This window comes from Moheibacter sp., from assembly GCF_049672845.1.
Lineage (GTDB): Bacteria > Bacteroidota > Bacteroidia > Flavobacteriales > Weeksellaceae > Moheibacter.
Map to the genome: position 1 here is coordinate 494910 of NZ_JBATWT010000023.1, position 26424 is coordinate 521333.

Genomic DNA, 26424 nt, shown 5'->3' on the forward strand with positions numbered 1-26424 from the left:
CACACTATAAAAAGGCAATTGCAAGATTGCCTTTTTTTGTTTTAAAGCATAGGGTTTTAAAGCTTAATTTTTAAAATAACTTTAAACCTAGAACTTTAAACTTTGAACTTGAAATTATAGAAAGACTATAAATACCCGGTGAAACAGACGGTTTCACCAAGACGAATTAAAATTTATTAGACGAATGATTCCACAAGCAATCACAGAAACGATTACCTTGGCAGACGGCCGGGAAATCACGATTGAAACGGGAAAGCTGGCCAAACAGGCCGACGGATCCGTTGTCGTAAAAATGGGCGGAACGATGCTTTTAGCAACCGTTGTAGCCAACAAAGAAGCAAATGAAGGAGTGGATTTTCTTCCACTTACCGTAGATTACAGAGAAAAATTTTATGCCGGAGGGAAAATTCCCGGAAACTTTTTTAGAAGAGAAGCACGCCCATCTGACCAGGAAATCCTGACAATGCGATTGGTGGACCGCGTTTTGCGTCCGCTTTTCCCGGAAGACTTCCATGCAGAAGTTCAGGTGATGATTTCACTTATTTCCTATGACGGAAAATCTATCCCAGACGATTTAGCTGGTCTGGCCGCTTCTGCAGCCATCGCCGTTACCGATATTCCTTTCAATGGACCCATGTCAGAAGTTCGCGTAGTTCGAATTGACGGAGAATTGAAAGTAAACCCAAATTACAAAGATTTAGAAAAATCGGATTTGGATATCATGGTCGGCGCAACCAAATCTTCTATCGTAATGGTGGAAGGTGAAATGAAAGAAATTTCCGAAAAAGAAATGTTGGAAGCAATTTCATTTGCACACGAAGAAATCAAAAAACAAATCGAAGCACAGGAAAGATTGGCTGAAAAAGTCGGAAAATCTTTGCCGAAAAGAGAATATTCACACGAAATTCATGACGAAGAAATCCGTGAAAAAGTATGGAAAGAATGTTATGATAAAGTCTATGAAGTAGCCAAATCTCCTGCCGGAAAAGATGAGAGAAAGGAAAACTTCAAAGCTGTTTTGGAAGAATTCCTTGCACAATACATCGATAATCCGGAAGAACTGGAACGTGTGACGCCGTTTGCAAAAGTTTATTACCATGATGTGGAAAAAGAAGCAATGCGTCAGATGATCCTGAACGAAAATGTTCGTCTGGACGGACGAAATCCAAAAGAAATCAGACCTATCTGGTGCGAAGTGGATTATTTGCCCGGCTCTCACGGTTCAGCAGTATTTACACGTGGTGAAACACAATCACTTACAGCCTTGACTTTGGGTTCTTCCAAAGATGCCAATATGGTGGACAGCGTGATTTCACAATACGATGAAAAATTCTTTTTGCATTATAATTTCCCTCCGTTTTCAACCGGTGAAGCAAGACCACTTCGTGGGACTTCCCGTCGTGAAGTAGGGCATGGGAACTTAGCGCAAAGAGCCTTGACTTATACTTTGCCGGAAGATTATCCTTATACGGTACGTATCGTTTCCGATATTTTGGAATCCAATGGATCCTCCTCTATGGCAACCGTCTGTGCGGGAACTTTGGCCTTGATGGATGGAGGTGTTCCGATTAAAGCACCGGTATCCGGAATTGCAATGGGATTGATCACCGACGAAAAATCAGGAAAATTTACCGTTCTTTCTGATATTTTGGGGGACGAAGACCATTTAGGAGACATGGACTTCAAAGTAACCGGAACCAAAGAAGGAATCACAGCTTGTCAGATGGACATCAAAATTCAAGGTTTGACCATGGACATTATGGAACAAGCTTTGGAGCAAGCAAGAGAAGGTCGTTTGCATATTTTGGGTGAAATGATGAAAGCGATTTCTGAACCACGTCCGGAATTGAAACCAAATGCACCGAAATTGATTGTAGTTGAAATTCCGAAAGAATTCATCGGAGCCGTAATCGGGCCAGGTGGGAAAATCATTCAGGAATTGCAGAAAGAAACCGATACAGTTATTGCCATTGAAGAAACGGAAGAATTTGGAAGAGTGGAAATTGCAGGTGTAGATCAGGAAAAAATCAATGCGGCCATTGAACGAATCAAACAAATTGCTTTCGTTCCTGAATTGGGCGCAACTTACAATGCCGTAGTGAAATCCATCAAGCCGTTCGGTGCTTTTGTGGAAATTTCAAAAGGTGTGGAAGGTTTGGTTCACATTTCAGAAATCGAACACCGAAGATTAAACACGGTGGAAGAATCCCTGAATTTGGGCGATAAAATCGATGTGAAATTCTTAGGTTACGACGACAAGAAAAAAATGAAACTTTCAAGAAAAGCCTTGTTGCCAAAACCGGAAAGAACAGACAGACCAAAGGACAATAATAAGCCGACTGAATAATTTCAGTTTGTTATACTCGAAAACGCTTCCGAAAGGGAGCGTTTTTTTTATAAAAAATAAAATCCTTTTAACATTAAGCATCAATACTTAATACTTCCGTCTTAATACTCAATTATTCAATTCAATTTCTAAATTTTGACTCAACACCAAAATCCCTTCTTCCAAATTTTCCGGATGCGATTTAAAACCTTTTAGTTTTGATGTTTTTCCTTTTGAAACCAAATCCAGAATTTGTTTTTCGGTCAGTTTTTTACCGAAAATTTCAAATGGAATTTTAAAACCACACGCCTGAAAATTCTGACAGCCCACTGCCGTTTTTCCTTTGATTAACTTTGAATTTTTACATTTTGGACAATCGGTTTCTTCCCAATTGATTTGCTTTTTGGTTCGGGGTTTTAGATCTTTTTTCGTTTCGGGTTCCGGTTCTTTGATTTCGATGGTTTTGTGCTGACCTCGAATTACCTTTTGGGTCAATTCCCTCACCATTAAAATCAATTCTTCTTTGAACTGATTAGCTTCGTATTCGCCTTTTTCAATTTTCCGAAGTTTCAATTCCCATTCTCCGGTCAGCTCCGGACTTTTCAATACTTCATCTTCAATCGTATCGATTAATTCCATTCCGACGGAAGTCGCAAATAAATTTTTTCGCTTCTTTTCGATGTAATTTCGTTTGAACAAAGTTTCGATGATATTGGCACGTGTCGAAGGCCTTCCAATTCCATTGTTTTTCAATAATTCACGCAATTCTTCATCTTCCACTTGTTTTCCGGCAGTTTCCATCGCTCGAAGCAAAGTCGCTTCGGTAAAGGGTTTGGGCGGCGTGGTTTTCCCTTGATGAACAAAAGGTTCGTGCGGACCTGATTCGCCCGCCACAAATTCAGGAATCGTTTGTTCCTCGTCTTTATTGGTTTCCGAATCGTCTTTTTTGTCCTTGGCATAAACTTCTCGCCAGCCGGGTTCGAGAATCTGCTTTCCCGTTGCCCGGAACGGAATCGTCCCTACTTGTCCTTCCACAACGGTATTGGAAATTTTACATTCCGGATAAAAAACCGAAATAAACCTACGCGCAATTAAATCATATACAAATTTTTCTTCCTTCATTAAATTCGAACTTGGAGGGATTTCCGTGGGAATAATCGCGTGGTGATCCGTTACTTTTGTATCGTCAAAAACCGATTTGGATTTCGGAATGGGTTTGCCCAAAAGCGGCGCAATTAAATCCTGATAAAACCGCATCGAAGAAAGAATTCCTTGCATTTTCGGGTGTAAGTTTTCCGATAAATAAGTGGTATCAACACGCGGATAAGTCACGTGTTTTTTTTCGTACAAACTCTGAACGTATTTCAAGGTGTTTTCTGCCGAATAACCGTATTTTTTATTGGCTTCCACCTGCAAAGCCGTTAAGTCAAACAACCTTGGATTCTTTTCTTTTCCTTCTTTGATTTCAAATGAAATAATTTCAAAAGGATGTTGTTTCAAATAGTCCAAACCTTTTTCGGCACGTTCTTGAGAAGTCAATCGGTCAATGGTAGCGTTGAAAATAACTTCCTTGTATTTGGTTTTTAGTTCCCAATAATCGGCCGATTGGAATGCGTTTATTTCCTTTTGACGTTGCACGATCATCGCCAGTGTAGGCGTTTGAACCCGACCGATGGAAAGAACTGCTTTTCCACCACCAAATTTTTTGGTAAATAATCGCGTGGCATTAATTCCCAAAAGCCAGTCGCCAATCGCACGTGCATTTCCTGCTAGATACAAATTATGATAAGCTTCGGCCTCTTTTAAATTCGCAAATCCTTCTTTGATGGCATCTTCCGTCAGCGAAGAAATCCAAAGACGTTTCATCGGTTTTTCACATCTTGCTTTTTGCAAAACCCAGCGCTGAATGACTTCTCCTTCCTGTCCGGCATCCCCGCAATTGATGACCTCATCGCACTGCTGCACCAGTTTTTCAATTACCTCAAATTGCTTTTCCACACCTTTGTTGGGAATGAGTTTGATGCCGAATTTCCTTGGAATGATGGGAAGGTTTCGCAAATCCCAATACTTTAAATTCGGATTGTAATCGTGGGGTTCTTTGAGCGTGCAAAGATGCCCGAAAGTCCAGGTAACGCAATACCCATTTCCTTCCATATAGCCGTTCCGGGCGGTTGTCGCACCCAGAACTTTGGCAATATCTCTCGCTACACTTGGCTTTTCGGCAATACAAAGAATCATTTATGCAAATTGATCAAGAAAGGCAAAAATCCGTAATTTTTTTGAGATTAATTCCGAAGGAATAATTTGATTGATTGAATTTTTTCCTGAAGAGGTTCAGATTATTTCACCACATCAATATCGGGAAGCGAACTCAAATCTTCTTCAATCTTTTCATAATTCAGATAAATCCTTTCGTCGTCCAACAAATCAAAAGGACTGTAAATCACGATTAAATCCTGATTTTCTTCGTTGACAAGCAAAAAGAAATCGAGTAAATCTTCGTTTCCATCGGCTTCGTTTTTAATTAAAAAATCTTTTAATTTCCCTTCGGAAATCGTGTTTTTCAGCGAATTTTCATCGACGGGTTTGGTACTTCCCAAATAATAAATCTCTTCAAATTTTTTGAGAAAATTTTTGTCGGTCAGACTTTCCAAAGAATCGAGCCAAGCATTCATATTTTATTTATTTTTTAATCTTCATTTTTATCAAAAACCGCATCCATACTGAATTTCCCGGGACCTTCAAAAATCAGAAGAAAGCTCCCGAAAAGCATCGCCAGCGCGGGCGTCATTTGTTCCAAACTTAAGTGAATATCCACAACAAAAAAAGCAACCAGAAAATTAATCATCATCAAAAATGCCACAAATCTTGTTTGAAGACCCAAAATGATCAATAATCCGCAAATCAATTGCGCATAAACCGAAAGTGGTGCAGCCAAAGTCGGATAAGGAACATTGTAACTTGATAGAAACTGAGCGAATTCGGCCATTTTCTCTGAATTTACCACATTGTCCCAAACGCCGATAAAAATTCTTCCACCCATAAAAATCCGGAACAAGAGCAAACCAAAACCTGTAAATGTTTTCATAAGAATTAGATTGATAAAACTAATTTAATTAAAAACAGTCAATTAAACACCAAGTGAAATTTCAATTTCTCATCAATTTAACTTCAAATAAATTCACCCGAACCAAAAATTCCATCCAAAGTTTTCCCTTATATTTGTATCTGACAACACACAAATGAACTATCTTTCAGCAAACAATCTTTCCAAATCCTATGGGATCAGGACGCTGTTTAGCAACGTCAGTTTCCACGTAAATGAAGGCGACCAAATAGCACTTGTTGCCAAAAACGGAAGCGGAAAATCAACGCTTTTGAAAATTCTAGCCGGAAAAGAAACTTCGGATACGGGCGAAATTTTATTCAACAAAGACGTGAAAGTTTTGCTTTTTGAACAATCCGATGATTTTGATGACCGTCAGATTGCCGGCGATTATATTTTCAATCATTCCAATACCATCCTCGACGTCATTCGAAAATACGAAGACCTGATGCAGAATAATCCTTCTGATCCGAAAATGATGGATTTGATGGAACAGATGAACCAGCTCGATGCTTGGAATGTGGAGTCGATCATTCAGGAAATATTGTCCAAACTGAAAATTGATTTCCTGAACCAGAAAATCGGACAACTTTCCGGCGGACAACGCAAAAGAATTTCATTGGCTAAATTTCTGATCGATATAAGTCTGGAGTCCGGACATTTGCTTTTGATTTTGGACGAACCGACCAATCATCTCGATATCGAAATGGTCGAATGGCTCGAATTCTTCCTGAACAAAGAAAACAAAACAATGATGTTGGTGACGCACGATCGCTATTTTCTGGATGCGATTTGTACGAAAATCATCGAACTGGAAGGTGGACAAACCTATGTCCACAATGGAGATTATGAAACCTATGTGACGAATAAAGCCATTCGGATTGAAAACCAAACGGCCGAAATCGACAAAGCCAAAAATTTGTATCGAAAAGAGTTGGAATGGATGCGACGCCAACCCAAAGCACGAACCACCAAATCTAAAAGCCGCATCGGAGATTTTTATGAGACCAAAGACAAAGCACATCAGAAAATCAATAAAAGCGAAGTTCAACTCGATATGCAGATGACACGATTGGGAAAGAAAATCATCGAAATGAAAGAAGTTTCCAAACGATTTGGCGATAAAATTATTCTGGATAATTTTTCACATTTCTTTGGACGTGGCAATAAAATCGGTATTATCGGAAAAAACGGTGTCGGGAAAACTACTTTCCTGAAAATCATCGAAGGCGAAGAACCGATTGACTCGGGAATGATCGAAATCGGGGAAACTTTGAAAATCGGACATTTCAAACAAGATGGAATTAAATTCAAGGAAGATCTTCGTGCCATTGATTTTGTGAAAGAATTGGCGGAGTCATTCCCACTTTCCAATGGAAAACAAATTTCGGCCTCGCAGTTTATGGAAATGTTTCTTTTCAGTGCTGAACAGCAATACACGCCGATTGCTAAACTCAGCGGTGGCGAGAAAAAACGTTTGCAATTGCTGTCCGTGCTTTTTCAAAATCCGAATTTCCTCATTCTGGACGAACCAACCAATGACTTGGATTTGCCGACGCTGACGGTTTTGGAAAATTTCCTGAATGATTTTCAGGGTTGTCTGCTCATCGTCAGTCACGACCGATATTTTATGGACAAAGTGGTGGACGAAATGATGGTTTTTGAAGGCGAAGGTAAAATCAATTGGTTCATTGGGAATTATACCGAATATTTCCTTTTGCAAAAAGAATTGGAAGAACAGAAAAAAATTCAGGAGAGACCCAAAGAAAAAGTTCAGGAAGAAATTAAATCCAATGCCAGAAAATTAAGCTTCAAGGAGAAAAGAGAATTTGAGGAATTGGAAACCGAAATTCCAAAGCTTCAAAAATTAAAAGAAGAACTGACAATTCAAATTTCCGAACCCGATCTGGATTTCGAAATGATTCAGAAAGTCAGTCAGGAATTGGAAAAAATCATTGCGCAGATTGACGAAAAAGAAATGCGCTGGCTCGAACTTTCAATGCAAATGGACGAAGTATGAGCGGGATTGAGATCATCGGATACATCGGCGCTTTGTTCATTGGTCTCGTGATGGGATTGACCGGTAGCGGCGGCTCCATTCTCTCCATTCCTATTTTGGCTTACCTCTTTAGTTACGACGAAAAAACGGCAACGGCTTATTCGCTTTTCATCGTGGGAGTGACTGCTCTTTTTGGTGCTTCCCAATCTCTTTACAACCGATTGGTCAATTTCAAATCGGTTTGGATTTTCGGAATTCCGGCGATCATCGGCGTTTTGCTGGTGCGCAGAATTCTGATGCCGGTTTTGCCCGAAGTTCTGTTTCATATTTCCGACTTTGAATTCACACGGCGAATGCTCGTTTTTGGATTATTTGGAATGTTGATGCTTTTGGCGGCTTATACGATGCTTCATAAAACCAAAGTCAATTTATCGGAAATCGAAAACCAGAGTTTTCAGTTTCATCCTTTGATGCTTACCGAAGGATTTTTTCTGGGAATTTTTATGGGATTAATTGGTGCGGGAGGCGGGTTTTTGATTGTGCCGGCTTTGATGTTAATTGCCAAATTACCGATCAAAGAAGCCATCGGGACTTCATTGGTCATCGTCTGTCTGAATTGTCTGGTCGGATTTTTTCTCGGCGACTTTTTCTATATGGAAATTGACTGGAATTTCCTCTTTGTTTTCGTGGCGATTTCCTTTGTAGGAATTGTTCTCGGAGGGATTTTAACCAAACGTGTCAACAGCGAACGACTGAAAAAAGTATTTGCTTATTTCGTGATTTTAATGGCGGTTTTTATTTTCTTCATGGAGTTTTATCTGAATTCTTAAATCATTCATTGACTGAAATTTTGGAAGCTTAAATGAAAATTTTGTCTTTCATAACTCTAAACTTTTCTAAATCCCTATAAAACTGAAACTTATCAGTTCGGGATTTTAAACCAAAGCAATTCCGTAAATTTGAACTTCAAATAGTTTCAAAATGAAAATCGAACAAATTTATACCAAATGTCTAGCGCAGGCTACTTACTATATTGAAAGTGAGGGCGAAGCGGCTGTGATTGACCCTTTGCGCGAAACCGATCATTACTTGGAAATCGCTGAAAAAAACGGTGCGAAAATCAAATATATTTTTGAAACCCATTTTCATGCGGATTTTGTTTCAGGTCATTTGGATTTGGCGAAAAAATCCGGTGCAACCATCGTTTACGGACCGACTTCTGAAGCCGATTTTGATTTCCATCAAGGAAAAGATGGCGAAATTTTCAAAGTTGGGAAAATTTCATTCGAATTATTGCACACGCCCGGGCATACCATGGAGTCTTCTTGTTTTTTGCTTCGTGACGAAAACGGAAAAGAAGTGGCGCTGTTTTCCGGAGATACTTTGTTCATCGGTGATGTAGGTCGTCCCGATTTGGCACAACGCGTATTTTCAGACTTGACGCAGGATAAATTGGCGGGTCATATGTTTGACTCACTTCGAAATAAAATCATGCCGTTGGCAGACGATATCATCGTTTATCCGGGGCATGGTGCCGGTTCAGCTTGTGGGAAAAATATGAGCAAAGAAACTTCCGACACTTTGGGGAATCAGAAGAAAGTAAATTATGCACTTAATCCTGAGTTAACCAAAGAGGAATTTATCAAAGAACTCACCACCGGATTGACACCATCGCCGGCTTATTTTCCGAATAATGCCGTGATGAACCGAAAAGAATTTACTGGATTTAATGAAGTTTTGAAGAAGAACCTGAAACCACTTTCGGTAGATGAATTTGAAACTTTATCAAACGAATCTGACGTTTTGGTTTTGGATACGCGCCATCAAAATGATTTCGTAAAAGGATTTGTCCCGAATTCCTATTTCATCGGGGTACAAGGTGATTTTGCACCATGGGTGGGAACCGTAATTGAAGACATCAACCAGAAAATCATTTTTATTTCCGAACCGGGAAGAGAAGAAGAAGTGATCACAAGACTTTCAAGAATCGGTTACGACAATGTTTTGGGTTATTTGAACGGAAGTTTTGAGGCTTGGAAAAATGCCGGAAATCCGATCGATACCATGGAAAGCATTGACATAAATGAATTCGAAAATCAATATCAATCCAATCCCGAAATGGACATTCTCGACGTGCGCCGCGCGGGAGAATTTGAAAGCGAACACATCGTTTCGGCCAAAAACCTACCGGTGGATTACATCCATAAAAATCTGCATGAAGCCGATGCCGACAAAACTTATTTTGTGCATTGTGCAGGCGGATATCGTTCGGTGATTTTTGCTTCGATCGCCAAATCAAAAGGGTATAAAAATTTAATCAATGTGGAAGGCGGATTTGGAAAAATTAAAACATCCGAAGTTTTCCCGAAAACAGAATTCGTTTGTCCGACGACGATGCTTTGATTATAATTTAAAATTGTAGAAAGTATGTTGTATAAGCCTCCGAAAGAAATTTTGGAGGTTTTTTACTTCCTCTGAGTTCTTAAAAAAGCAACCGTCAACATCACGCCAATTGCCGCCATTCCCACCCCGACCAAAACCGGTGTATCGTAGGCAAATCCCATTGTAATCGGAATTCCTCCGAAATAAGCACCCAATGTATTCCCCATATTGAAACTGGCTTGTCCGGCCGACGCGGCAAAAGTTTCTGCGCCTTTGGCATCACGGATTAACATCATCTGAATCGGTGAACCGGCCGAAAATGAAATCACGCCCGTTATAAAGGCCATCACATAAGCCATCCATTCAATCTCCGCCGTGAAATGAACCGCGACAAGACAAATCGCCATCGAGGAAAAACAAATAATGGTCGCCTTGGTCGGATTGACCGCATCGGCCAATTTGCCGCCCAATAGATTCCCGATGACCATTCCCAATCCGACCAACACCATAATGATCGGAACTCTGCCTTCGGGCAAACCTGAAACATTTGTAACCATCGGTGCGATGTAACTAATCCAAGCAAAGAGACCGCCCGTCCCGATGGAAATAATCGCAATCAAAAGCCAAGAACGTCCTTTTTTGAAATACTTAAGTTGTCCGAATAGATTTCGGTTGGAACTTTTTATGACCGGAAGCCATAGCCAAAGAGCCGCAAAGGTAACAAGTCCGAGAAATGCGATGATTCCGTAGGTAATTCGCCAGGAATAATGATGTCCGATGTAAGTTCCCAGCGGAACGCCAATCAAATTGGCAAGCGTCATTCCGGTAAACATGGTGGCAATTGCTTGGGCTTCTTTTCCTTTTTTGGCGAGATTGGTGGCGACCACAGAACCCACGCCGAAGAAAGCGCCGTGTGGTAATCCAGAAGCAAACCTTGAAACTTCCAAAAGAAAAAATCCGGGCGCAATGGCAAACAAACCATTGAAAACAAAAAAGACCAACATCAAAACCATCAAAACGGTTTTGGGCGGATATTTTCCTGAAAATAAAACCAAAGTTGGAGCGCCCACAACCACGCCCAAAGCATAAAGTGCAATAAGATGAGCTGCTTTTGGAATTTCAATTTCCAAGTCTTTTGCGATGTCGGGGAGAATTCCCATCATCGTAAATTCCGTCATTCCAATCGCCATTCCGCCAAAAGCAAGCGCTATCAATCCCTTATTCATTTGAATTTTTTGAAGTTGCAAATGTCCATCGTTTCGGGCATTCACAAAAGTTAAAACTTCAGTTTTTAATTATAATGCAATTGATTTTATTAATTTTAAGAAAACTGAACCAGCTTGTTGAACTTCTGCCTGTCGATTGACAGGTTAACCGTTCTTAATAAGTTCAATTTCAATGAATAAATCTTAATGGTTCAATCAATTCTGAACTTCTTGTAATTCTTTGATCATATCACGGAATTTAGCTGCTTCGATAAAGTCCAGGTTTTTCGCTGCTTTTTCCATTTTTTTCTGAAGTTCGTCGATTTTTTTGGATAAATCCTCACCCGAAAGACTTCCATATTCCGCCCGTTCATCCGCCGCAATCGTGGAAATGGTTTTTCGTTCGTAAGGATTTAGCTCAAATCTTTCTGCAGAAGTATTGATGGCATTAATTTTTTTGTTCAATGGCTGCGGCGTCATATTATTGTCCATATTGTATTTCATTTGAATTTCACGACGGCGTTCGGTTTCATCAATGGTCATTTGCATACTGTTTGTGATTTTGTCTGCATACATGATCACCCGTCCGTTGATATTTCGAGCCGCACGTCCCGAAGTTTGGGTAAGCGAACGATGGTTTCTTAAAAATCCTTCCTTGTCCGCATCCAAAATCGCTACCAACGAGACTTCCGGCAAATCTAGACCTTCGCGCAAAAGGTTTACGCCGACCAAAACATCAAACAATCCGGCGCGTAAATCCTGCATGATTTGAACTCGCTCCAAAGTATCGACATCGGAATGAATGTACCTTGTTCGAACCCCAAATTTCGTCAGGTATTTGGTCAATTCTTCAGCCATCCGTTTGGTCAAAGTCGTTACCAGAACCCTTTCGTCTTCTTCTGCACGTTTTTGAATTTCTTCCATCAAATCATCCATCTGGTTCAGGGACGGACGAACTTCAATGATGGGATCGAGCAGTCCGGTTGGACGAATGATTTGTTCGACTACCACGCCTTCCGATTTTTCCAGTTCATAATTCGCTGGCGTCGCCGAAACATAAATCACCTGATTTTGCATGGCTTCGAATTCTTCAAATTTCAGCGGACGATTGTCCATCGCAGCCGGCAATCGAAATCCGTATTCGACCAGATTTTCTTTACGACTCCGGTCTCCGCCGTACATCGCATGAACCTGCGGAATGGTCACGTGCGACTCGTCAATCACCATCAGATAATCTTGCGGAAAATAATCCAGCAGACAGAAAGGACGCGTCCCGGGCAAACGACCGTCGAGGTAGCGGGAATAATTCTCAATCCCCGAACAATAGCCGAGTTCTTTCATCATTTCCACGTCAAATTCGGTTCTTTCCTGTAGCCTTTTTGCTTCCAGATGTTTTCCTATTTCTTGAAAATAGGAAACTTGTTTTCCCATGTCAATCTGAATGTTTTTGATCGCGCCGTTCAGGGTTTCGGGAGAAGTCACGAATAAATTGGCCGGATAAATATTGATTTTGTCCAAGGAATTGATTTTGCGTCCGCTCGCCGGATCAAAAGTTTCGATTTCTTCGATTTCATCTCCAAAAAAATGAACCCGAATTCCTTGATCGGAATAAGCCGGAAAAATATCGGTCACATCACCACGAACACGGAAATTTCCTCTTTGAAAATCCACTTCGGAACGCGAATAAAGCGAACTCACGAGTTTTTGTAAGAATTTAGTGCGGGAAATGGTTTCACCGGTTTGAATGGCGATGATGTTTTTATGAAATTCAGTCGGATTTCCAATCCCGTACAAACAGGAAACCGAAGCTACCACCAGCACATCGCGTCGACCCGAAAGGAGGGAAGAGGAAGTACTCAATCGCAGTTTTTCGATTTCTTCATTGATGGACAAATCCTTTTCTATGTACAATCCCGAGGAGGGAATGTAAGCTTCCGGTTGATAATAATCGTAATAGGAAACGAAATATTCCACCGCATTTTCGGGGAAAAATTCTTTGAATTCCATATACAATTGAGCCGCCAAAGTTTTGTTGTGCGCCAAAACCAAAGTCGGCCGCTGGGTTTCTTCCACCACATTTGCAATCGTAAAGGTTTTTCCCGAGCCGGTCACACCCAAAAGCGTCTGGTATTTGTCTCCGGAAATAATTCCTTTGGACAAAGTTTCGATGGCTTTGGGCTGATCGCCGGTGGGTTGAAATTCCGAATGGATTTTGAATGGCATAATGGCTTGAAAATAAATGCAAAGTTACGCAAACCTGACAGGTTTTAAAAACCTGAAAAGTTTTAAGAGGTTATTTTGGTTTTATCAATTTTCGAGTAGAAATTAATTCTTTCTTGCCGTTTTCAACTAAGTATTTTTTAGTCCAGATACAATCTCGGTTGTTGTATTTATAAACGTATTGGGAGATTTTAGCATTGTCTAAATCGGGTTCATTTTTTTGAGAAATGGACTGGGTTTTTTCTTTTACTGACTTGGACTCAATAACATTATTACATTTATTATATTTTAAAAAGGATGTTGTTCTCTGTAGAAAACCATGACTTGTCAATTCTATTGAGACAATCTGATCTATTAGTTCAGTTTCATTATATGAATAGCTTATTGAAGGGAGAAATCCTTCTTTCCATTTAGAGACTAATTTTCCGTTTTTATTATAGCTGTAGTAAAAATCTTTATCATATTCTAATAAATCACCGAATGGATATTGATTATATAATTTGATAGTATCCTTCCTTAGATCCTTGATAATCATTTCTACATTGTTCTGCTTGTCATAAATGTAGGTTTCAGAATAAACTAAAGAATCTTTTATAAAGTTTTGAGTCTTGATTACCTTTCCATCTTCCAAGATATATACGCTTTTTGAATCTTTAAACTCAGGATTGACTTCAATCACTTTTGAATATTTTGACCAATTTGGATTATCTTCAAGAAGTTCTTGTGAATAGGATAAAATAGGGAAGATTAAAATATAAAGTATTAAACAATGAATTTTCATAATAATAACGTTCTCGGTTGAAATTCCGAATGGATTTTGAATTGCATAATGGCTTGAAAATAAATGCAAAGTTACGTAAACCTAGATTATTCTGATTTTATCAATTTTCGAATAGAAATTAATTTTTCACTAAATTTGTTATAACGATTGGGTTATGGATATTACGACAAGAAAATATAAGTTCATAGAGGATTTTATGCGAATTATTAATTCAGATCAAATGAGTAAATTGAAAGAACTTGAAAATTTATTGTACTCTGAAATTACGTCCGCAAAGGAAGACTTTAAACTTACGGATGAACAAATTAAGTTCCTTGATGAAATTCGAGACCGACATATTTCCGGCGAGAGCAACTCTATGTCTTTAGATGAATTCAGAAAGCGATTTAAAGATACTTATGGCGTATCACATTAAAATCAAAGAAGAATATTGGGAAAATCTTTCAGAAGTATTTGAATACTATTCACAAATTAGTGAAGATCTGGCATTGCGGTTTTACAGAGAGACAGATGTTCTTTTAAATGAAATTACGATGAGACCGCTTTCTTTTCAGGTTCAAACGAAAAACTACCGTCAAGCTTTGGTTAAAAGTTTCCCCTTTCAAATTATTTTTGAAATTATTCAGAATGAAATTGTGGTTTATACTCTCTTTCCGGCAAAAGCTAACCCTGACAAAAAACCAAAATAGGTTCTTACATCAACTTCGCTTTCTCCCAAAGTTCATCCTGTTCTTTCAAGGAAAGTTCAGCAATGTTTTTACCTTCTTCTTTGGACAATTCTTCAATTTTCTGAAATCGCGCAATGAATTTTTTATTGGTTCGTTCCAAAGCATCTTCAGGATTTATGCCGGTGAAACGCGCATAATTGATCAGTGAAAATAAAACATCACCGAACTCCTGTTCGCGTTTGGAGGCTTCGGTTTCGGCCTTGAATTCGTTAATTTCTTCCTGAACTTTTGCCCAGGTATCCTCTGAATTTTCAAATTCAAATCCTACGCCTTTTACTTTCTCCTGAATTCGGAAAGCCTTTACCATAGCGGGAAGTGATTTGGGAACGCCTTCCAACACCGATTTTTTTCCTTCCTTGAGTTTGAGTTTTTCCCAGTTTTGTTTGACTTCTTCTTCGTCAGTTACTTTGACGTCGCCGTAAATATGCGGATGCCGATAAATCAGTTTTTCGCTGATGCCGTTCAGGACATCGGCCACGTCAAAATCTTGGGTTTCGGAAGCGATTTTCGAATAAAAAATCAGGTGAAGGAAAAGGTCACCCAATTCCTTCCTGATTTCCGTTTTATCATTTTCCAGAATCGCGTCAGAGAGTTCGTACATCTCCTCAATCGTCAGATAACGAAGCGATTCCATGGTTTGTTTTTTGTCCCAAGGACATTTCTCACGCAAGTCATCCATGATGTCAAGCAAGCGGTTAAAAGCTTTAAGTTGTTCTTCGCGTGAGTTCATTTTTAATTAAATTCTAAGCCATGAACATCCATCATCCATCACCCAACATCCATCAAAATTAATCTTCCTTCTTAGCCTTCGTTTTTTTCGCTTTTGGCTTTTCTTCCGAAGTTTCTTCTTCTGCAACTTCTTCGGTTTCCGGTTCAGGTGTGACCAAACCTTTTGCTTGAAGAATGTTGTACCATTGGAATAATTTTTTCAAATCCGAGTCATAAACTCTTGATTCATCATATTCCGGCAAAACTTCCTCGATGTATTTTCTCAGGTTCGCACCCGATTCTTTGTGGCTGATGCAGGCACCGCCGTTTTCTTTTTCGTAAATTTTGGTAAAAACATCTTTCAAAGGATATTCTTCTGAAACCCCGTAAATCGCAACATTTTCAAGCAAACTCACATTATTTTGAGCGGAAATCGAAGTCTTTTTTCCCTTGTCCAAATCCTCAACAATAAATCCACCTTTTGCCTGGGAAACCAATTTGTACAATCCCGGTTTGCCCGAAATTGAGATAATTTTTGTTAAATCCATATTCTATCTTACATTTTTTAAGTTAGTTGGGAAACTGCATTTTATAATCCGCTTTCACTTTCCCTTTGCTTATATTTTTTAATTTATTCTGAACTAATTTTTTCTTGAACGGCGTCAGATAATCCGTAAACATAACGCCTTCGATGTGATCATATTCGTGCTGAATAACGCGGGCACGAATATCGGAAAATTCTTCTTTGTGTTTCTTCCAATTTTCATCAAAATATTCAATTAGGATGGTTTCCGGTCTGGAAACGTCTTCCCGCACGCCAGGAATGCTCAAACAACCTTCATTGAATTTCCATTCCTCGCCCTTTTTCTCTATGATTTTTGCATTGATGAATACTTTTCGGAAAGTCTTCAATTCCTCCGAAACTTCTTCGTATTCCTCATCTTCGGCAAAAGGCGTCAAATCCACAATAAAAAGCCGGATAGCCAATCCGATTTGGGGTGCCGCCAATCCCACGCCATAAGCGTCAGCCATGGTGTCAAACATATTTTCGATTAATTGATTTAGATTTTTATAATCCTTATCAATGTCCACAGCTTTTTGTCGTAAAACGGGATCGCCATAAGCGCGAATCGGTAAAATCATTCTCGAAATTTTTTGCAAAGATAAAATTTGAATTTTAAACAGCATCTAATAAATGATGTACATTTTGGTTTTTTCAGAGCCTTGTTAGGGTTATCATCGGGCTGAATTTAACCCTAACAGGGCTGGATTGTACAACTACAACTTGGTTTCCATATAAGATTGCAGAATAATCGTCGCACTGACTTTGTCGATGAGTGATTTGTCCTGACGTTTTTTCTTCTTGGCTCCCGATTGAAAAATCGCTTGGGAAGCCATTTTGGAAGTAAAACTTTCGTCTTGCCGAAACACGGGAATTGTCGGATGTTTTTCTTTGAATTTGGAAATGAATTTTTGGATTTCCGTTTCGAGTTGCCCGACTTCGCCATGCATGCGCATCGGCAATCCGACCACGATTTCCTGAACATTGTTTTCGGACAAATATTTACCGATAAATTCAAATAATTTGGGAGTTTCGATGGTATCCAAAGCCGTAGCAATGATTTGCAGTTCGTCTGTAACGGCAATTCCGGTGCGTTTCATTCCATAATCGATGGCGAGAATTCTGGGCATGGGACAAATGTAGAAATCTTCTTGAAATAATTTAAAATCTTAATCAAATTGATTTTTCCGACTTCTCATTTCTAACTTCTAACTTAATGATGTAGTTTTGCAATCAACTGAGAATTATGGAAAACTTAAGATCAATCATAGAGTCGGCTTGGGACAACCGGGATTTATTGAAAAATGAAAAGACTCAAAAGGCTGTAAGAGAAGTTGTTGATTTATTGGACGAAGGGAAATTACGGGTAGCTGAACCTGATTCTGATGGCTGGCAAGTAAATGAATGGGTGAAAAAAGCCGTTGTGATGTATTTCCCGATTCAACAAATGGAAACTTTTGAAGTCGGGATTTTTGAATTTCACGATAAAATTCCATTGAAAAGAAATTATGCCGAAAAGGGCGTTCGGGTTGTTCCACATGCGATTGCACGTCATGGTTCCTATGTTTCAAAGGGTGTGATCATGATGCCTTCTTATGTAAACATTGGTGCTTATGTGGACGAAGGAACGATGGTCGATACTTGGGCGACGGTGGGAAGCTGTGCGCAAATCGGGAAAAATGTTCACCTGAGCGGTGGTGTTGGAATTGGTGGTGTTTTGGAGCCCCTGCAGGCAGCTCCGGTGATCATCGAAGACAATGCTTTTATTGGTTCGAGATGCATCGTCGTGGAAGGCGTAAGAGTCGGAAAGGAAGCCGTTTTGGGAGCGAATGTCGTGTTGACTGCTTCGACGAAAATCATCGACGTTACAGGCGAAAATCCAATTGAAATCAAAGGTGAAGTTCCGCCACGTTCAGTCGTGATTCCGGGAAGTTATACCAAAAAATTTCCGGCAGGAGAATTCCAAGTTCCTTGTGCTTTGATCATCGGAAAGAGAAAGGAAAGCACCGATTTGAAAACCTCCTTAAATGATGCTTTGAGAGAGCATAATGTTGCCGTTTAAGGAATTCTGCTTAAATTTAGGAGAAGAAAATCTATGCTGGAGTTTCAGAAAAATAATCTAAAGGATTCAGAAATTGGTTCAGGTAAAATCAAAGCGCTGATTTTGCAGAACAAATACATCGGCGATGTGCTGACTTCTTCTGTGATTGCTGAAAATCTCAAGCAAATCAACCCTGAAATCGAGGTCCATTTCTTTTGTTATAAACCGGCGGTTACGGTTTTGGAAAACAACCCATTCATCGATCAAATCATTTCATTCGAAGAAAAGAAACTGAAAAAGATTTCGGTTTTGAACCAATATGCCAACCAAATTAAGCAGGAAAATTATGACATCGTTTTGGATCCTTATGCGAAACTCCAAAGCCGGTTCATCGTTTTGAAATCGCGTGCGAAAAGACGCATCAGTTATGATAAACCATTCTTCAAACACATTTACACCGACGTTGTTGAGAAAACAACCATACCTACAGCCGAAACTTCCTGCACTGCCATTGACAACCGCGTTTCGCTTGCGACGCCTTTGATGGATGAAAAGATTTCGTTGGCGCTCCACCCAAAAATTTATCTGACCGAGGATGAAATCAAAGAAGGAAAAAACATATTGGAGTCGGCTCATGTAGATTTGAACCGAAAGACATTGATGATCGGGATTTTGGGAAGTAGCGAAGAAAAATCATGGCCGATTGAGTATATGATCAAATTGATTTCGCATATACAGAAATATTACGATTTCAATTTGTTGTTCAATTATATTCCGAGCCAACAAAATACGGTCGATAAAATCCTTGCCGGACTGGATTCGACTGAAAAAATCTATCCGGAAGTGATGGGAAAATCGGTACGTGAATTTTTGAAAATTCTGTATCATTGCGATGCTTTTCTGGGCAATGAAGGAGGAGCGGTAAACATGTCAAAAGCGCTGGACATCCCTACTTTCAGTATTTATTCTCCCCATAAATTCCCGGCGGACTGGGGATGTTTTGAAGATGGATTGCATCATGTCAGTGTTCATTTTCAGGATTTGGATAAAAAATCGGTGGACAATTCTACCGTCAAACAATTATTAAGAAACACCCACAAATACTATAAAAAATTGAACTATCCCTATGTAAGGACGGAAACCGACAAATTTTTGCAGAATAATTTTGGGAAAATCGATTTACCTGAGGAATTCAAACAGGATCTTCCAAAAATTTCTGCTTTGTTGATTACCTATAACGAAGAAAGGAACATTCAGAAATTTTTGGATGAAGCCTGGTATGCAGACGAAATCGTCATCGTGGATTCGGAAAGTACTGACCGAACCGCTGAAATCGCCAAAAAACATCCGAAAGTAACCTTTATCACAAGAAAGTTTGACAATTTTACTTCGCAGAAAAACTTTGCCATAGACCAGGCACAAAATGAATGGGTGACATTTTTTGATGCGGACGAACGGATTTCCAAAGCTTTGATTTTTGAAATGATGGACGAAATCAATAAAGCGGAAGCCGATGCTTTTTTTGTGTACCGACGTTTTTATTTCATGGAAAAATACATCAAACGATCGGGTTGGCAGAACGATAAGGCGATTCGGTTGTTTAGAAAATCCAAAAACCGTTATGGTGAAGGCCGGTTGGTTCATGAACTCATCGACAGCAAAGGAAAAGTGAAGTTTTTACAAAATAAATTGGATCATTATTCCTATTATTCCGTAGAAGAATATGACCGGAAACTCACCCAATATTCCATCTTAAGAGCCAAAGAATTATTTGCTAAAAAGCTGAAACCCAATGTTTTTCATTTTTGGGTGAAACCTTGGTTTCGCTTTGTGCATCATTATGTTTTGCGCATGGGAATTCTGGACGGAGGGGAAGGATATATCATTTCCAAATTGCATGCACACCACGTTTTCAAGCGTTATCTTTTTCTTTCCAAAATGTGGGAAAACGAAAAGGAGAAAAAAGCGAAATAATTTTTTTACATTTAATTTTTAATTTGAACTATTTCACATGAAAGCATACGTATTTCCCGGACAGGGCGCACAATTTACCGGAATGGGTAAAAACCTTTTTGATACTTCCGAATTGGCCCGAAAACTTTTCGGGCAAGCCGACGAACAATTGGGATTTGAAATCTCCAAAATCATGTTTGAAGGTACGGCAGATGAACTCAAACAAACCAAAGTTACCCAACCGGCGGTTTTTTTGCATTCGGTTATTCTGGCCAAAACATTGGAGAATTTTAAACCGGATATGGTGGCCGGGCATTCGCTTGGCGAAATTTCCGCTTTGGTAGCCAACGGAACTTTGGATTTTGAATCAGGTCTGAATTTGGTTTATAAAAGAGCAATGGCGATGCAAAAAGCCTGCGAAATCAAACCTTCAACGATGGCGGCAATCCTCGGATTGGATGATGAAATCGTAGAAAAAGTTTGTGCGGAAATTGAGGGAATCGTCGTTCCTGCGAATTATAATTGTCCAGGGCAATTGGTGATTTCGGGAGAAGTCCCCGCTGTGGAATTGGCTTGTGAAAAATTAAAGGAAGCCGGAGCCAGACGTGCCTTGATTTTGCCGGTGGGTGGCGCTTTTCATTCGCCATTGATGAAACCGGCCGAAGATGAATTGGCGGAAGCAATTCACCAAACGGAATTTAAAAATCCAATTTGTCCGGTTTATCAGAATGTGACCACAACGGCTGTAACCAATCCGGAGGAAATCAAGAAAAACCTGATTGCACAATTGACGGCACCTGTGAAATGGACGCAATCGGTTCAAAATATGGTGAAAGATGGCGCATCAGAATTTATCGAAGTAGGTCCGGGCAATACTTTACAGGGATTGATTCGTAAAATAGACGGAAATGCGGTGACGAGTTCCGCTACTTCTTGAGTGGGAGAGTGTTTGAATGAAGAGTTGTTGAGTAATTTGTAACCTGAAACTTGAAACCTGAAACTTTAAACAAAAAATTCCGTGCCAACGGAAAATTGTACATCGCCGGCGAATATACCGTTCTCGATGGCGGACTTTCCTTTGCCATTCCTACAAAATTGGGTCAGACTTTGGAAGTGAAATATGGAGAAGAAGTGGATTCTCCCCAATTGATTTGGGAAGCTTTTCTGGAAGACGGATCTCTTTGGTTTTCTGCAGAATTTGAAATGAAAACTTTGTCGATTTTGAAAAGTTCCGATGCGAAGTTGGCTTCCAGATTATTTGAAATATTACAAGCCATTGAGACCTTAAATCCTACATTTTTTCTAAACCAGACACAAAATATTCATTGTAAAACCCAATTGGAATTTCCCAAAGATTGGGGATTGGGCAGCAGTTCGACTTTGATTTATCTATTGGCGCAATTTTCCGGTGTTGATGAATTCGAATTAAATAATCTGACTTTTAAAACCAGCGGATATGACTTGGCTTGTGCAAGTCGGAATCATCCGATTTTGTATCAAATTAAAGATGGAAAAAGAAGGATTGAAAGCGTAGAATTTCAACCGAAATTTATAGATGATTTGTATTTTGTTTACTTGAATCAAAAACAGGATACGCAAATCAGTGTTTCCCAAACTTATGCTTCCAAAACTAAAAATGAATCGCTGGTAGCGGAAATTTCTGGGTTGGTAGAAAAGATAATTCAGGCAGAAACTTTGGAAGAATTTGAGAAATTAATGGACCGGCACGAAACTTTATTATCCGAGCATTTGGGATTACCTAAAGTAAAAGACCTGTATTTTTCAGATTACGAAGGATCGGTGAAAAGCCTGGGTGCATGGGGCGGAGATTTCGTTATGGTTACCGGCAGAAAAGGCTTTTTGGATTATTTTTCATCAAGAGGATACCACATCATTCTGGCCTACAAAGATTTGGAAATTTCTTAAAATTTTCTAAATTTACTATATCATCCCAAAATTAATTTACACATGAAAAAATATTTTGCTGAGTTTTTTGGCACCTTTTGGTTGGTGTTTGGAGGTTGTGGTAGCGCGGTTTTTGCTGCCGGAGTACCGGAGATAGGAATCGGTTTGCTGGGCGTTGCTCTTGCATTTGGTTTGACGGTTTTGACGATGGCTTATGCCGTGGGTCATATTTCAGGCGGACATTTTAATCCGGCTGTTTCATTTGGATTATTGGCCGGCGGAAGATTTTCTGCCAAAGAATTGCTTCCGTATGTGGTAGCGCAGGTTGCGGGAGCGACAGCGGCTGCTGCAGTATTATGGGCGATTTTGAACGGAGCCGGAGCTTTTACGACGGAAGGAGTCGGAGCTTTTGCGACGAATTTCTATGACCAGCCGGGCTATGCCGACCGGAGCTACAGTATGATGGCTGCGTTTTTGGCAGAAGCGGTATTGACGGCTTTCTTTTTGATCGTCATCATGGGCGCGACCGATAAATGGGCCAACGGTAAATTTGCCGGAATCGCCATCGGTTTGGCTTTGACGTTGATTCACCTGATTTCGATTCCGATTACCAATACTTCGGTCAATCCTGCTCGTTCTACTTCTCAAGCTCTTTTTGTAGGCGGAACGGCTTTGTCCCAATTATGGTTGTTCTGGTTGGCACCAGTTGTAGGTGGTATCGTCGGAGGTTTGATTTACAAATATTTGTTGCAAAAGAATCAGGACGAAGACTGATTTTAATTGAAAAATAAAATAAAAACCGTTGGAATTTTTCAGCGGTTTTTTTTATGCAATAAATCGTCGAGTGCGGGTTTGAGTTCCTCAAATTGAAATTCAAATCCCGAATTTTTTATTTTTGAATTGGAAACAGGGCTTCCTTCCAGAATTATTGAGGACATTTCGCCCAAAACGGTTTTCAATATAAATCCCGGAACAGCCGGGAAAATAACCTTTTTGTTCAGACTTTCAGCAAGCGCAAAAGTGAATTCTTTGTTGGTAATCCTTTCCGTTGCCGAAGCGTTGAAAGCGCCGAAAAGGTTTTCATTTTCAAGTAAATGAATGTAAATATTGACCATATCTTCAATGTGAATCCAAGGCATAAATTGTTGCCCCGAGCCCAAAGGAGAAAGAAGAAATTTGTTTGCCAAAGGAATCAGTTCTTTCAACATTCCGCCATCGGGCGATAAAACGGCAGCTGTTCGGACAGCGCAAACCCGGGTTCCGAGCGTTTCAAATTTTTGGGCGGTTTGCTCCAAATCGAAACAAATTCTGCCTAAAAAATCATCGGTAAATGAATGTGTTTCTTCGTAAACAATATCAGAGGTTTGGGTTCCATAATAATTTACGCCGGAAGCGGTAATGAAAGTTTTTATAGGTGCATTGAGTTTTCGGGCGGTTTCAAATAAAAGTTCGGCTGAATTTATACGACTTTTGTACAATTCTTTTTTGTAGGAATGGGTCCATCTTTTTGAAATCGGAGCTCCGGCGAGGTGAATGATGGCGTCTAGGTTTTCAAAAGCTTTTTCGTCGATTTCAGCATTTTCAGGGTTCCAATAAAAATGACTTTCGCTCTGTTTCCTTGACAGCGTGCGGACTTCCCAGGATTTCGATTTCAGTTTTTGAACTAAATTTTGTCCGATGAGTCCGGTTGCGCCGCTGATTAAAACAGATTTCATATTAATTTGTAAATTCGTTTAGCACAAAGTTACACTATGAATTGGGTTGACAAACTGATTTTTCCCAAAATGGAAAAGTCAAAACTAAACCATCGGAAAGAAAGGATTTTTGAAGTAATCTTCGAGTCTGATACCTTTTACGGAAAGCTTTTTAACATCATTTTACTGGTGGTAATTCTCCTGAGCGTTGCACTCGTAATGATGGAATCGGTAGCTTCGATTAATGAACGTTACCACGATTTATTGGTTATTTCAGAATGGATCATTACGATTTTATTCACGATTGAATATGCTTTTCGAATTTATTCGGTGCGAAAGCCCTGGCGTTATTTCTTCAGTTTTTATGGCATCATCGATTTGTTGAGCATCCTTCCGACTTATCTGGGAATTATTTATCCATCTTCGAAATATTTATCAAGCATCCGAATCCTAAGATTATTCCGGATTTTCAGGATTTTTGGACTGACGGATTTTATGCGAGGCGGAAATGTAATTCTGATTGCATTGCGAAACAGTCGCGCCAAAATCGTAGTTTTTCTTTCGTTTGTCACACTGATTGTGGTGGTAATCGGTTCAATTATGTATGTGGTGGAAGGAAGTCATCCCGAATCGGGTTTTACGAGCATTCCCACGAGTATTTATTGGGCGGTGGTAACTTTGACTACAGTCGGATATGGTGATATTGCGCCGGTAACGGCTTTCGGGAAATTTCTCGCATCCATCGTGATGATCATCGGTTATGGTGTGATTGCGGTTCCCACGGGAATTGTGACGGCCGAAGCTGTACGCGGAAACAGAAAGCACCCAGAACCTCAAAAAAACACACAAGTTTGCCAGCGTTGTCACGATGGAAACCAAATGGATGGTTCCAATTTCTGCAAGACTTGCGGCTATCCGCTTCATCAATAAAAAATCCCCTGCGAATGCAAGGGATTGTATAATTATTGAAATTTATTCTAATTAATTTCCGGTTTCAACTGGCGGAGTAGCAGGAGCGTCCGGAGTTGGAGCGGTCGGTAACTGCTGAACTTCTTGCGGAACGTCTAATTGTCGCACAGCATAAGGATTATCCATCAAAACGTTGGCTGTGATAATCAAAATCACGATGATACCCGCAAGTGTCCAGGTTGCTTTGTCCAAAAATTCGTTAGTACGCTGAACACCGAACATCTGTCCGCCCCCAGAACCTCCAAATGTTGAAGAAAGTCCACCACCTTTAGGGTTTTGAGATAGAACTACCAAAGTTATGATGACACAAACCGCAATGATCACAATCATTAAAAATATAAATGTCTGCATTGTTTTTGAAAATTAGTCTGCAAAGAAACTAAATTTTTGAAGAATATTCAAATTATTTAATCTGAACTTATTTAGAATCCATTAAATATTCGATTTCCGAAATTTTGTCAGCAAAAAACTCACACTTTTCGGGGTATTTCAAACTCAGGATTTTATACGCCCGAATTGCCTTGTCGTATTTTTTTTGTTCGGTATAAATCTGAGCCAGGGTTTCGGTCATCAAATCCGAATATTCGTTGGAAGCTTCAGCTTTTTTAGTCGGTAAACTAACTTCCGCATTTTTATTTACAGGAGAAATTTTGGGAGACTTTTCAATAAATTCTTCAATCAACTGAAATTTAATGTCCTTTTCGCTCGGTGGATTTTCTTTCTTTTCCGTAGAAGATTTCGACAGAGAAAGCCATTCAGAAAAAGTAAGTTCCGAATGGGAAACATCCGTTAAAATGGATTCAGAGCCCGTCGAAGCATCTTCTGAAATAGTTTCTTCTTCAGTAGTTGTTGCTATTTCTTCCTGAATTTCAATTGGTTCGGTTGGGTTTGTTTCAATTTCAATTTTTTCTTCAACCTCAATTTCCTGAGCTGTTTCCACCTCAATTATTTCCGATGAAATTTCTTCGGTTGATTCTTGTTTTTCACGTTGCAGATAATGGTAGAGTGCAACGCGGCTCGGACAATGAATACTTGTTTTTTTGAGTTCTTCCTGATAAGAAGAATGGTCAAATTCTTTCAATCCAAATAGCAAAAGCGTGCGAAGCGTAGAGAAATACGGATATTTTTCGATTTCGTCCTGCAGCAAAGCCACGTCGGAAAGCTGAACTTCAAACGGATGATAGATGAGATGTCGGATTCTGGGATTCACGTTTTGAGTTATGTGTTAAGTGTTTTTGAGTTATGCGAAAATAGTAAAATGAATCTGATTTCCAAATTAAACTCCCCTCCTTTGGTGGGGGTGGGGAGGCTTACCAATCCATCGCAATGGCATTGAAAATCTGAGTGGTCAGTTGTTCCAGGATACTGTCCAGCAAAGCGCCTTCTGCTTGTTGCAAAGTCAGGTTGGATTCAAAATCTTCATAAGCTGAAAATGAGCGATCAAAACTTTTGGATTCGTCCTGATTGTTCTGATACCGAACTCTCACGCTCATTGTCAATCGGTTTTTACCTGCTACTTCATTGGCCTGAATCGCCACAGATGTCTGCTGATAACCCGTGATTTCTCCGTCGATTAATAAATCTGCATTTTCTTCGGTTGTCAGTGAAAGTTTCGTTCGATTATTAAAAATATCCTGCAATTCGTTTGTGAAATCCTGACTCAGATTTGGATTTTGATATTGTGGCGCATAATTCGGAAAATTCGAAATCCTGATGGTTTGCCATTCGGGTAAAATGGAGGAGCCGGAAAGTGTGTAGCATCCGTTCAGAATGAAAAATCCTAACAAAACCGCGATAAATTTTAAATGTTTAGAAATCATTTTCAAATTTTCCATAATTAAATTT

At 39.6% G+C, this 26424-nt stretch carries 25 protein-coding genes; 11 read left to right on the plus strand and 14 right to left on the minus strand.

Translation table 11 applies throughout. From position 1 onward, the window contains the following. The first annotated feature begins 184 nt into the window (after window positions 1-184). The gene (locus tag WBF63_RS09975; RefSeq protein WP_424369570.1) at window positions 185-2347 is read left to right on the plus strand and encodes a polyribonucleotide nucleotidyltransferase; all 2163 of its coding nucleotides are present in this window, start codon (window positions 185-187) and stop codon (window positions 2345-2347) included. 108 nt (window positions 2348-2455) lie between these two features. Here the strand turns inward: WBF63_RS09975 and WBF63_RS09980 are convergent, their stop codons facing one another. The 3 genes from WBF63_RS09980 to WBF63_RS09990 form a co-directional block, all read right to left on the minus strand. Further along, window positions 2456-4564 carry a DNA topoisomerase 3 gene (locus tag WBF63_RS09980; RefSeq protein WP_424369571.1) on the minus strand — a complete coding sequence of 703 codons (2109 nt, stop codon included), beginning with the start codon at window positions 4562-4564 and terminating at the stop codon, window positions 2456-2458. 101 nt (window positions 4565-4665) lie between these two features. Further along, on the minus strand, window positions 4666-5001 hold the full coding sequence (locus WBF63_RS09985) for a hypothetical protein (RefSeq protein WP_424369572.1): 336 nt from the start codon (window positions 4999-5001) through the stop codon (window positions 4666-4668). 14 nt (window positions 5002-5015) lie between these two features. Beyond that, window positions 5016-5414: a DoxX family protein gene (locus tag WBF63_RS09990; RefSeq protein ID WP_424369573.1), complete on the minus strand. Its 399-nt coding sequence runs from the start codon at window positions 5412-5414 to the stop codon at window positions 5016-5018. Window positions 5415-5568: 154 nt separating this feature from the next. On the opposite strand from WBF63_RS09990, the gene WBF63_RS09995 reads away from it, so the two are divergent. From WBF63_RS09995 to WBF63_RS10005, 3 genes are all read left to right on the plus strand, one after another. Then, on the plus strand, window positions 5569-7452 hold the full coding sequence (locus WBF63_RS09995; RefSeq protein ID WP_424369574.1) for an ABC-F family ATP-binding cassette domain-containing protein: 1884 nt from the start codon (window positions 5569-5571) through the stop codon (window positions 7450-7452). Next, on the plus strand, window positions 7449-8261 hold the full coding sequence (locus tag WBF63_RS10000) for a sulfite exporter TauE/SafE family protein (protein ID WP_424369575.1): 813 nt from the start codon (window positions 7449-7451) through the stop codon (window positions 8259-8261). The genes WBF63_RS09995 and WBF63_RS10000 overlap by 4 nt, the downstream gene beginning before the upstream one ends. Before the next feature lie 151 nt (window positions 8262-8412). Further along, complete coding sequence (locus tag WBF63_RS10005; protein ID WP_424369576.1) at window positions 8413-9834, plus strand: MBL fold metallo-hydrolase; 1422 nt, start codon at window positions 8413-8415, stop codon at window positions 9832-9834. Between the two features lie 62 nt (window positions 9835-9896). On the opposite strand, the gene WBF63_RS10010 is transcribed toward WBF63_RS10005, so the two are convergent. The 3 genes from WBF63_RS10010 to WBF63_RS10020 all read right to left on the minus strand — a co-directional run bounded on the left by WBF63_RS10010 (window position 9897) and on the right by WBF63_RS10020 (window position 14019). Beyond that, entirely contained in the window at window positions 9897-11039 is a 1143-nt protein-coding gene (locus WBF63_RS10010; RefSeq protein WP_424369577.1) for an MFS transporter, read from the minus strand. A 195-nt stretch (window positions 11040-11234) separates the two neighbouring features. Then, window positions 11235-13241: an excinuclease ABC subunit UvrB gene (gene uvrB, locus WBF63_RS10015; RefSeq protein WP_424369578.1), complete on the minus strand. Its 2007-nt coding sequence runs from the start codon at window positions 13239-13241 to the stop codon at window positions 11235-11237. Window positions 13242-13311: 70 nt separating this feature from the next. After that, on the minus strand, window positions 13312-14019 hold the full coding sequence (locus WBF63_RS10020) for a hypothetical protein (protein WP_424369579.1): 708 nt from the start codon (window positions 14017-14019) through the stop codon (window positions 13312-13314). A 368-nt stretch (window positions 14020-14387) separates the two neighbouring features. Here WBF63_RS10020 and WBF63_RS10025 point away from each other — a divergent pair, with 368 nt between their 5' ends. Beyond that, window positions 14388-14708, plus strand: a complete 321-nt coding sequence (locus tag WBF63_RS10025) for a hypothetical protein (protein ID WP_424369580.1) — start codon at window positions 14388-14390, stop codon at window positions 14706-14708. Between the two features lie 4 nt (window positions 14709-14712). Here the strand turns inward: WBF63_RS10025 and mazG are convergent, their stop codons facing one another. From mazG to ruvX, 4 genes are all read right to left on the minus strand, one after another. Beyond that, complete coding sequence (gene mazG / locus WBF63_RS10030; RefSeq protein ID WP_424369581.1) at window positions 14713-15477, minus strand: nucleoside triphosphate pyrophosphohydrolase; 765 nt, start codon at window positions 15475-15477, stop codon at window positions 14713-14715. A 58-nt stretch (window positions 15478-15535) separates the two neighbouring features. Beyond that, window positions 15536-16003, minus strand: coding sequence for a DUF5606 domain-containing protein (locus WBF63_RS10035; protein ID WP_424369582.1), 468 nt, complete (start codon window positions 16001-16003; stop codon window positions 15536-15538). A gap of 22 nt (window positions 16004-16025) precedes the next feature. Then, complete coding sequence (gene def, locus WBF63_RS10040) at window positions 16026-16598, minus strand: peptide deformylase (RefSeq protein WP_424369583.1); 573 nt, start codon at window positions 16596-16598, stop codon at window positions 16026-16028. A gap of 135 nt (window positions 16599-16733) precedes the next feature. After that, window positions 16734-17147 carry a Holliday junction resolvase RuvX gene (gene ruvX / locus WBF63_RS10045; protein WP_424369584.1) on the minus strand — a complete coding sequence of 138 codons (414 nt, stop codon included), beginning with the start codon at window positions 17145-17147 and terminating at the stop codon, window positions 16734-16736. Between the two features lie 116 nt (window positions 17148-17263). On the opposite strand from ruvX, the gene WBF63_RS10050 reads away from it, so the two are divergent. Genes WBF63_RS10050 through aqpZ form a run of 5 tightly spaced genes read left to right on the plus strand, consistent with a single transcriptional unit; the run spans window position 17264 to window position 22690 of the window. Further along, on the plus strand, window positions 17264-18079 hold the full coding sequence (locus WBF63_RS10050; RefSeq protein ID WP_424369585.1) for a 2,3,4,5-tetrahydropyridine-2,6-dicarboxylate N-succinyltransferase: 816 nt from the start codon (window positions 17264-17266) through the stop codon (window positions 18077-18079). A gap of 33 nt (window positions 18080-18112) precedes the next feature. Continuing rightward, a complete protein-coding gene (locus tag WBF63_RS10055) occupies window positions 18113-20032 on the plus strand; it encodes a glycosyltransferase (RefSeq protein WP_424369586.1) in 1920 nt (639 codons plus the stop codon). A gap of 37 nt (window positions 20033-20069) precedes the next feature. Next, window positions 20070-20948: an ACP S-malonyltransferase gene (gene fabD / locus WBF63_RS10060; protein ID WP_424369587.1), complete on the plus strand. Its 879-nt coding sequence runs from the start codon at window positions 20070-20072 to the stop codon at window positions 20946-20948. Between the two features lie 50 nt (window positions 20949-20998). Continuing rightward, window positions 20999-21937, plus strand: coding sequence for a GYDIA family GHMP kinase (locus tag WBF63_RS10065; protein ID WP_424369588.1), 939 nt, complete (start codon window positions 20999-21001; stop codon window positions 21935-21937). Window positions 21938-21979: 42 nt separating this feature from the next. Beyond that, window positions 21980-22690, plus strand: a complete 711-nt coding sequence (gene aqpZ, locus WBF63_RS10070; RefSeq protein WP_424369589.1) for an aquaporin Z — start codon at window positions 21980-21982, stop codon at window positions 22688-22690. Between the two features lie 38 nt (window positions 22691-22728). On the opposite strand, the gene WBF63_RS10075 is transcribed toward aqpZ, so the two are convergent. Beyond that, window positions 22729-23631, minus strand: coding sequence for a TIGR01777 family oxidoreductase (locus WBF63_RS10075; RefSeq protein ID WP_424369590.1), 903 nt, complete (start codon window positions 23629-23631; stop codon window positions 22729-22731). 36 nt (window positions 23632-23667) lie between these two features. Between WBF63_RS10075 and WBF63_RS10080 the strand changes: the two genes are divergently transcribed. Further along, window positions 23668-24540, plus strand: a complete 873-nt coding sequence (locus WBF63_RS10080; protein ID WP_424369591.1) for an ion transporter — start codon at window positions 23668-23670, stop codon at window positions 24538-24540. Between the two features lie 51 nt (window positions 24541-24591). Here WBF63_RS10080 and secG read toward each other — a convergent pair whose 3' ends face one another. The 3 genes from secG to WBF63_RS10095 form a co-directional block, all read right to left on the minus strand. Beyond that, window positions 24592-24930 carry a preprotein translocase subunit SecG gene (gene secG, locus WBF63_RS10085; protein WP_424369592.1) on the minus strand — a complete coding sequence of 113 codons (339 nt, stop codon included), beginning with the start codon at window positions 24928-24930 and terminating at the stop codon, window positions 24592-24594. 67 nt (window positions 24931-24997) lie between these two features. Further along, window positions 24998-25789: a hypothetical protein gene (locus WBF63_RS10090; RefSeq protein ID WP_424369593.1), complete on the minus strand. Its 792-nt coding sequence runs from the start codon at window positions 25787-25789 to the stop codon at window positions 24998-25000. Window positions 25790-25889: 100 nt separating this feature from the next. Continuing rightward, window positions 25890-26414 carry an LptE family protein gene (locus tag WBF63_RS10095; protein WP_424369594.1) on the minus strand — a complete coding sequence of 175 codons (525 nt, stop codon included), beginning with the start codon at window positions 26412-26414 and terminating at the stop codon, window positions 25890-25892. Window positions 26415-26424: the final 10 nt, after the last annotated feature.

Bases quoted from the DNA above. Each gene is read 5' to 3' on its own strand.
- WBF63_RS09975 (WP_424369570.1), top strand. From the start codon at position 185: ATGATTCCACAAGCAATCACAGAAACGATTACCTTGGCAGACGGCCGG.
- WBF63_RS09980 (WP_424369571.1), bottom strand. From the start codon at position 4,564: ATGATTCTTTGTATTGCCGAAAAGCCAAGTGTAGCGAGAGATATTGCC.
- WBF63_RS09985 (WP_424369572.1), bottom strand. From the start codon at position 5,001: ATGAATGCTTGGCTCGATTCTTTGGAAAGTCTGACCGACAAAAATTTT.
- WBF63_RS09990 (WP_424369573.1), bottom strand. From the start codon at position 5,414: ATGAAAACATTTACAGGTTTTGGTTTGCTCTTGTTCCGGATTTTTATG.
- WBF63_RS09995 (WP_424369574.1), top strand. From the start codon at position 5,569: ATGAACTATCTTTCAGCAAACAATCTTTCCAAATCCTATGGGATCAGG.
- WBF63_RS10000 (WP_424369575.1), top strand. From the start codon at position 7,449: ATGAGCGGGATTGAGATCATCGGATACATCGGCGCTTTGTTCATTGGT.
- WBF63_RS10005 (WP_424369576.1), top strand. From the start codon at position 8,413: ATGAAAATCGAACAAATTTATACCAAATGTCTAGCGCAGGCTACTTAC.
- WBF63_RS10010 (WP_424369577.1), bottom strand. From the start codon at position 11,039: ATGAATAAGGGATTGATAGCGCTTGCTTTTGGCGGAATGGCGATTGGA.
- uvrB (WP_424369578.1), bottom strand. From the start codon at position 13,241: ATGCCATTCAAAATCCATTCGGAATTTCAACCCACCGGCGATCAGCCC.
- WBF63_RS10020 (WP_424369579.1), bottom strand. From the start codon at position 14,019: ATGAAAATTCATTGTTTAATACTTTATATTTTAATCTTCCCTATTTTA.
- WBF63_RS10025 (WP_424369580.1), top strand. From the start codon at position 14,388: ATGAATTCAGAAAGCGATTTAAAGATACTTATGGCGTATCACATTAAA.
- mazG (WP_424369581.1), bottom strand. From the start codon at position 15,477: ATGAACTCACGCGAAGAACAACTTAAAGCTTTTAACCGCTTGCTTGAC.
- WBF63_RS10035 (WP_424369582.1), bottom strand. From the start codon at position 16,003: ATGGATTTAACAAAAATTATCTCAATTTCGGGCAAACCGGGATTGTAC.
- def (WP_424369583.1), bottom strand. From the start codon at position 16,598: ATGATTTTACCGATTCGCGCTTATGGCGATCCCGTTTTACGACAAAAA.
- ruvX (WP_424369584.1), bottom strand. From the start codon at position 17,147: ATGCCCAGAATTCTCGCCATCGATTATGGAATGAAACGCACCGGAATT.
- WBF63_RS10050 (WP_424369585.1), top strand. From the start codon at position 17,264: ATGGAAAACTTAAGATCAATCATAGAGTCGGCTTGGGACAACCGGGAT.
- WBF63_RS10055 (WP_424369586.1), top strand. From the start codon at position 18,113: ATGCTGGAGTTTCAGAAAAATAATCTAAAGGATTCAGAAATTGGTTCA.
- fabD (WP_424369587.1), top strand. From the start codon at position 20,070: ATGAAAGCATACGTATTTCCCGGACAGGGCGCACAATTTACCGGAATG.
- aqpZ (WP_424369589.1), top strand. From the start codon at position 21,980: ATGAAAAAATATTTTGCTGAGTTTTTTGGCACCTTTTGGTTGGTGTTT.
- WBF63_RS10075 (WP_424369590.1), bottom strand. From the start codon at position 23,631: ATGAAATCTGTTTTAATCAGCGGCGCAACCGGACTCATCGGACAAAAT.
- WBF63_RS10080 (WP_424369591.1), top strand. From the start codon at position 23,668: ATGAATTGGGTTGACAAACTGATTTTTCCCAAAATGGAAAAGTCAAAA.
- secG (WP_424369592.1), bottom strand. From the start codon at position 24,930: ATGCAGACATTTATATTTTTAATGATTGTGATCATTGCGGTTTGTGTC.
- WBF63_RS10095 (WP_424369594.1), bottom strand. From the start codon at position 26,414: ATGGAAAATTTGAAAATGATTTCTAAACATTTAAAATTTATCGCGGTT.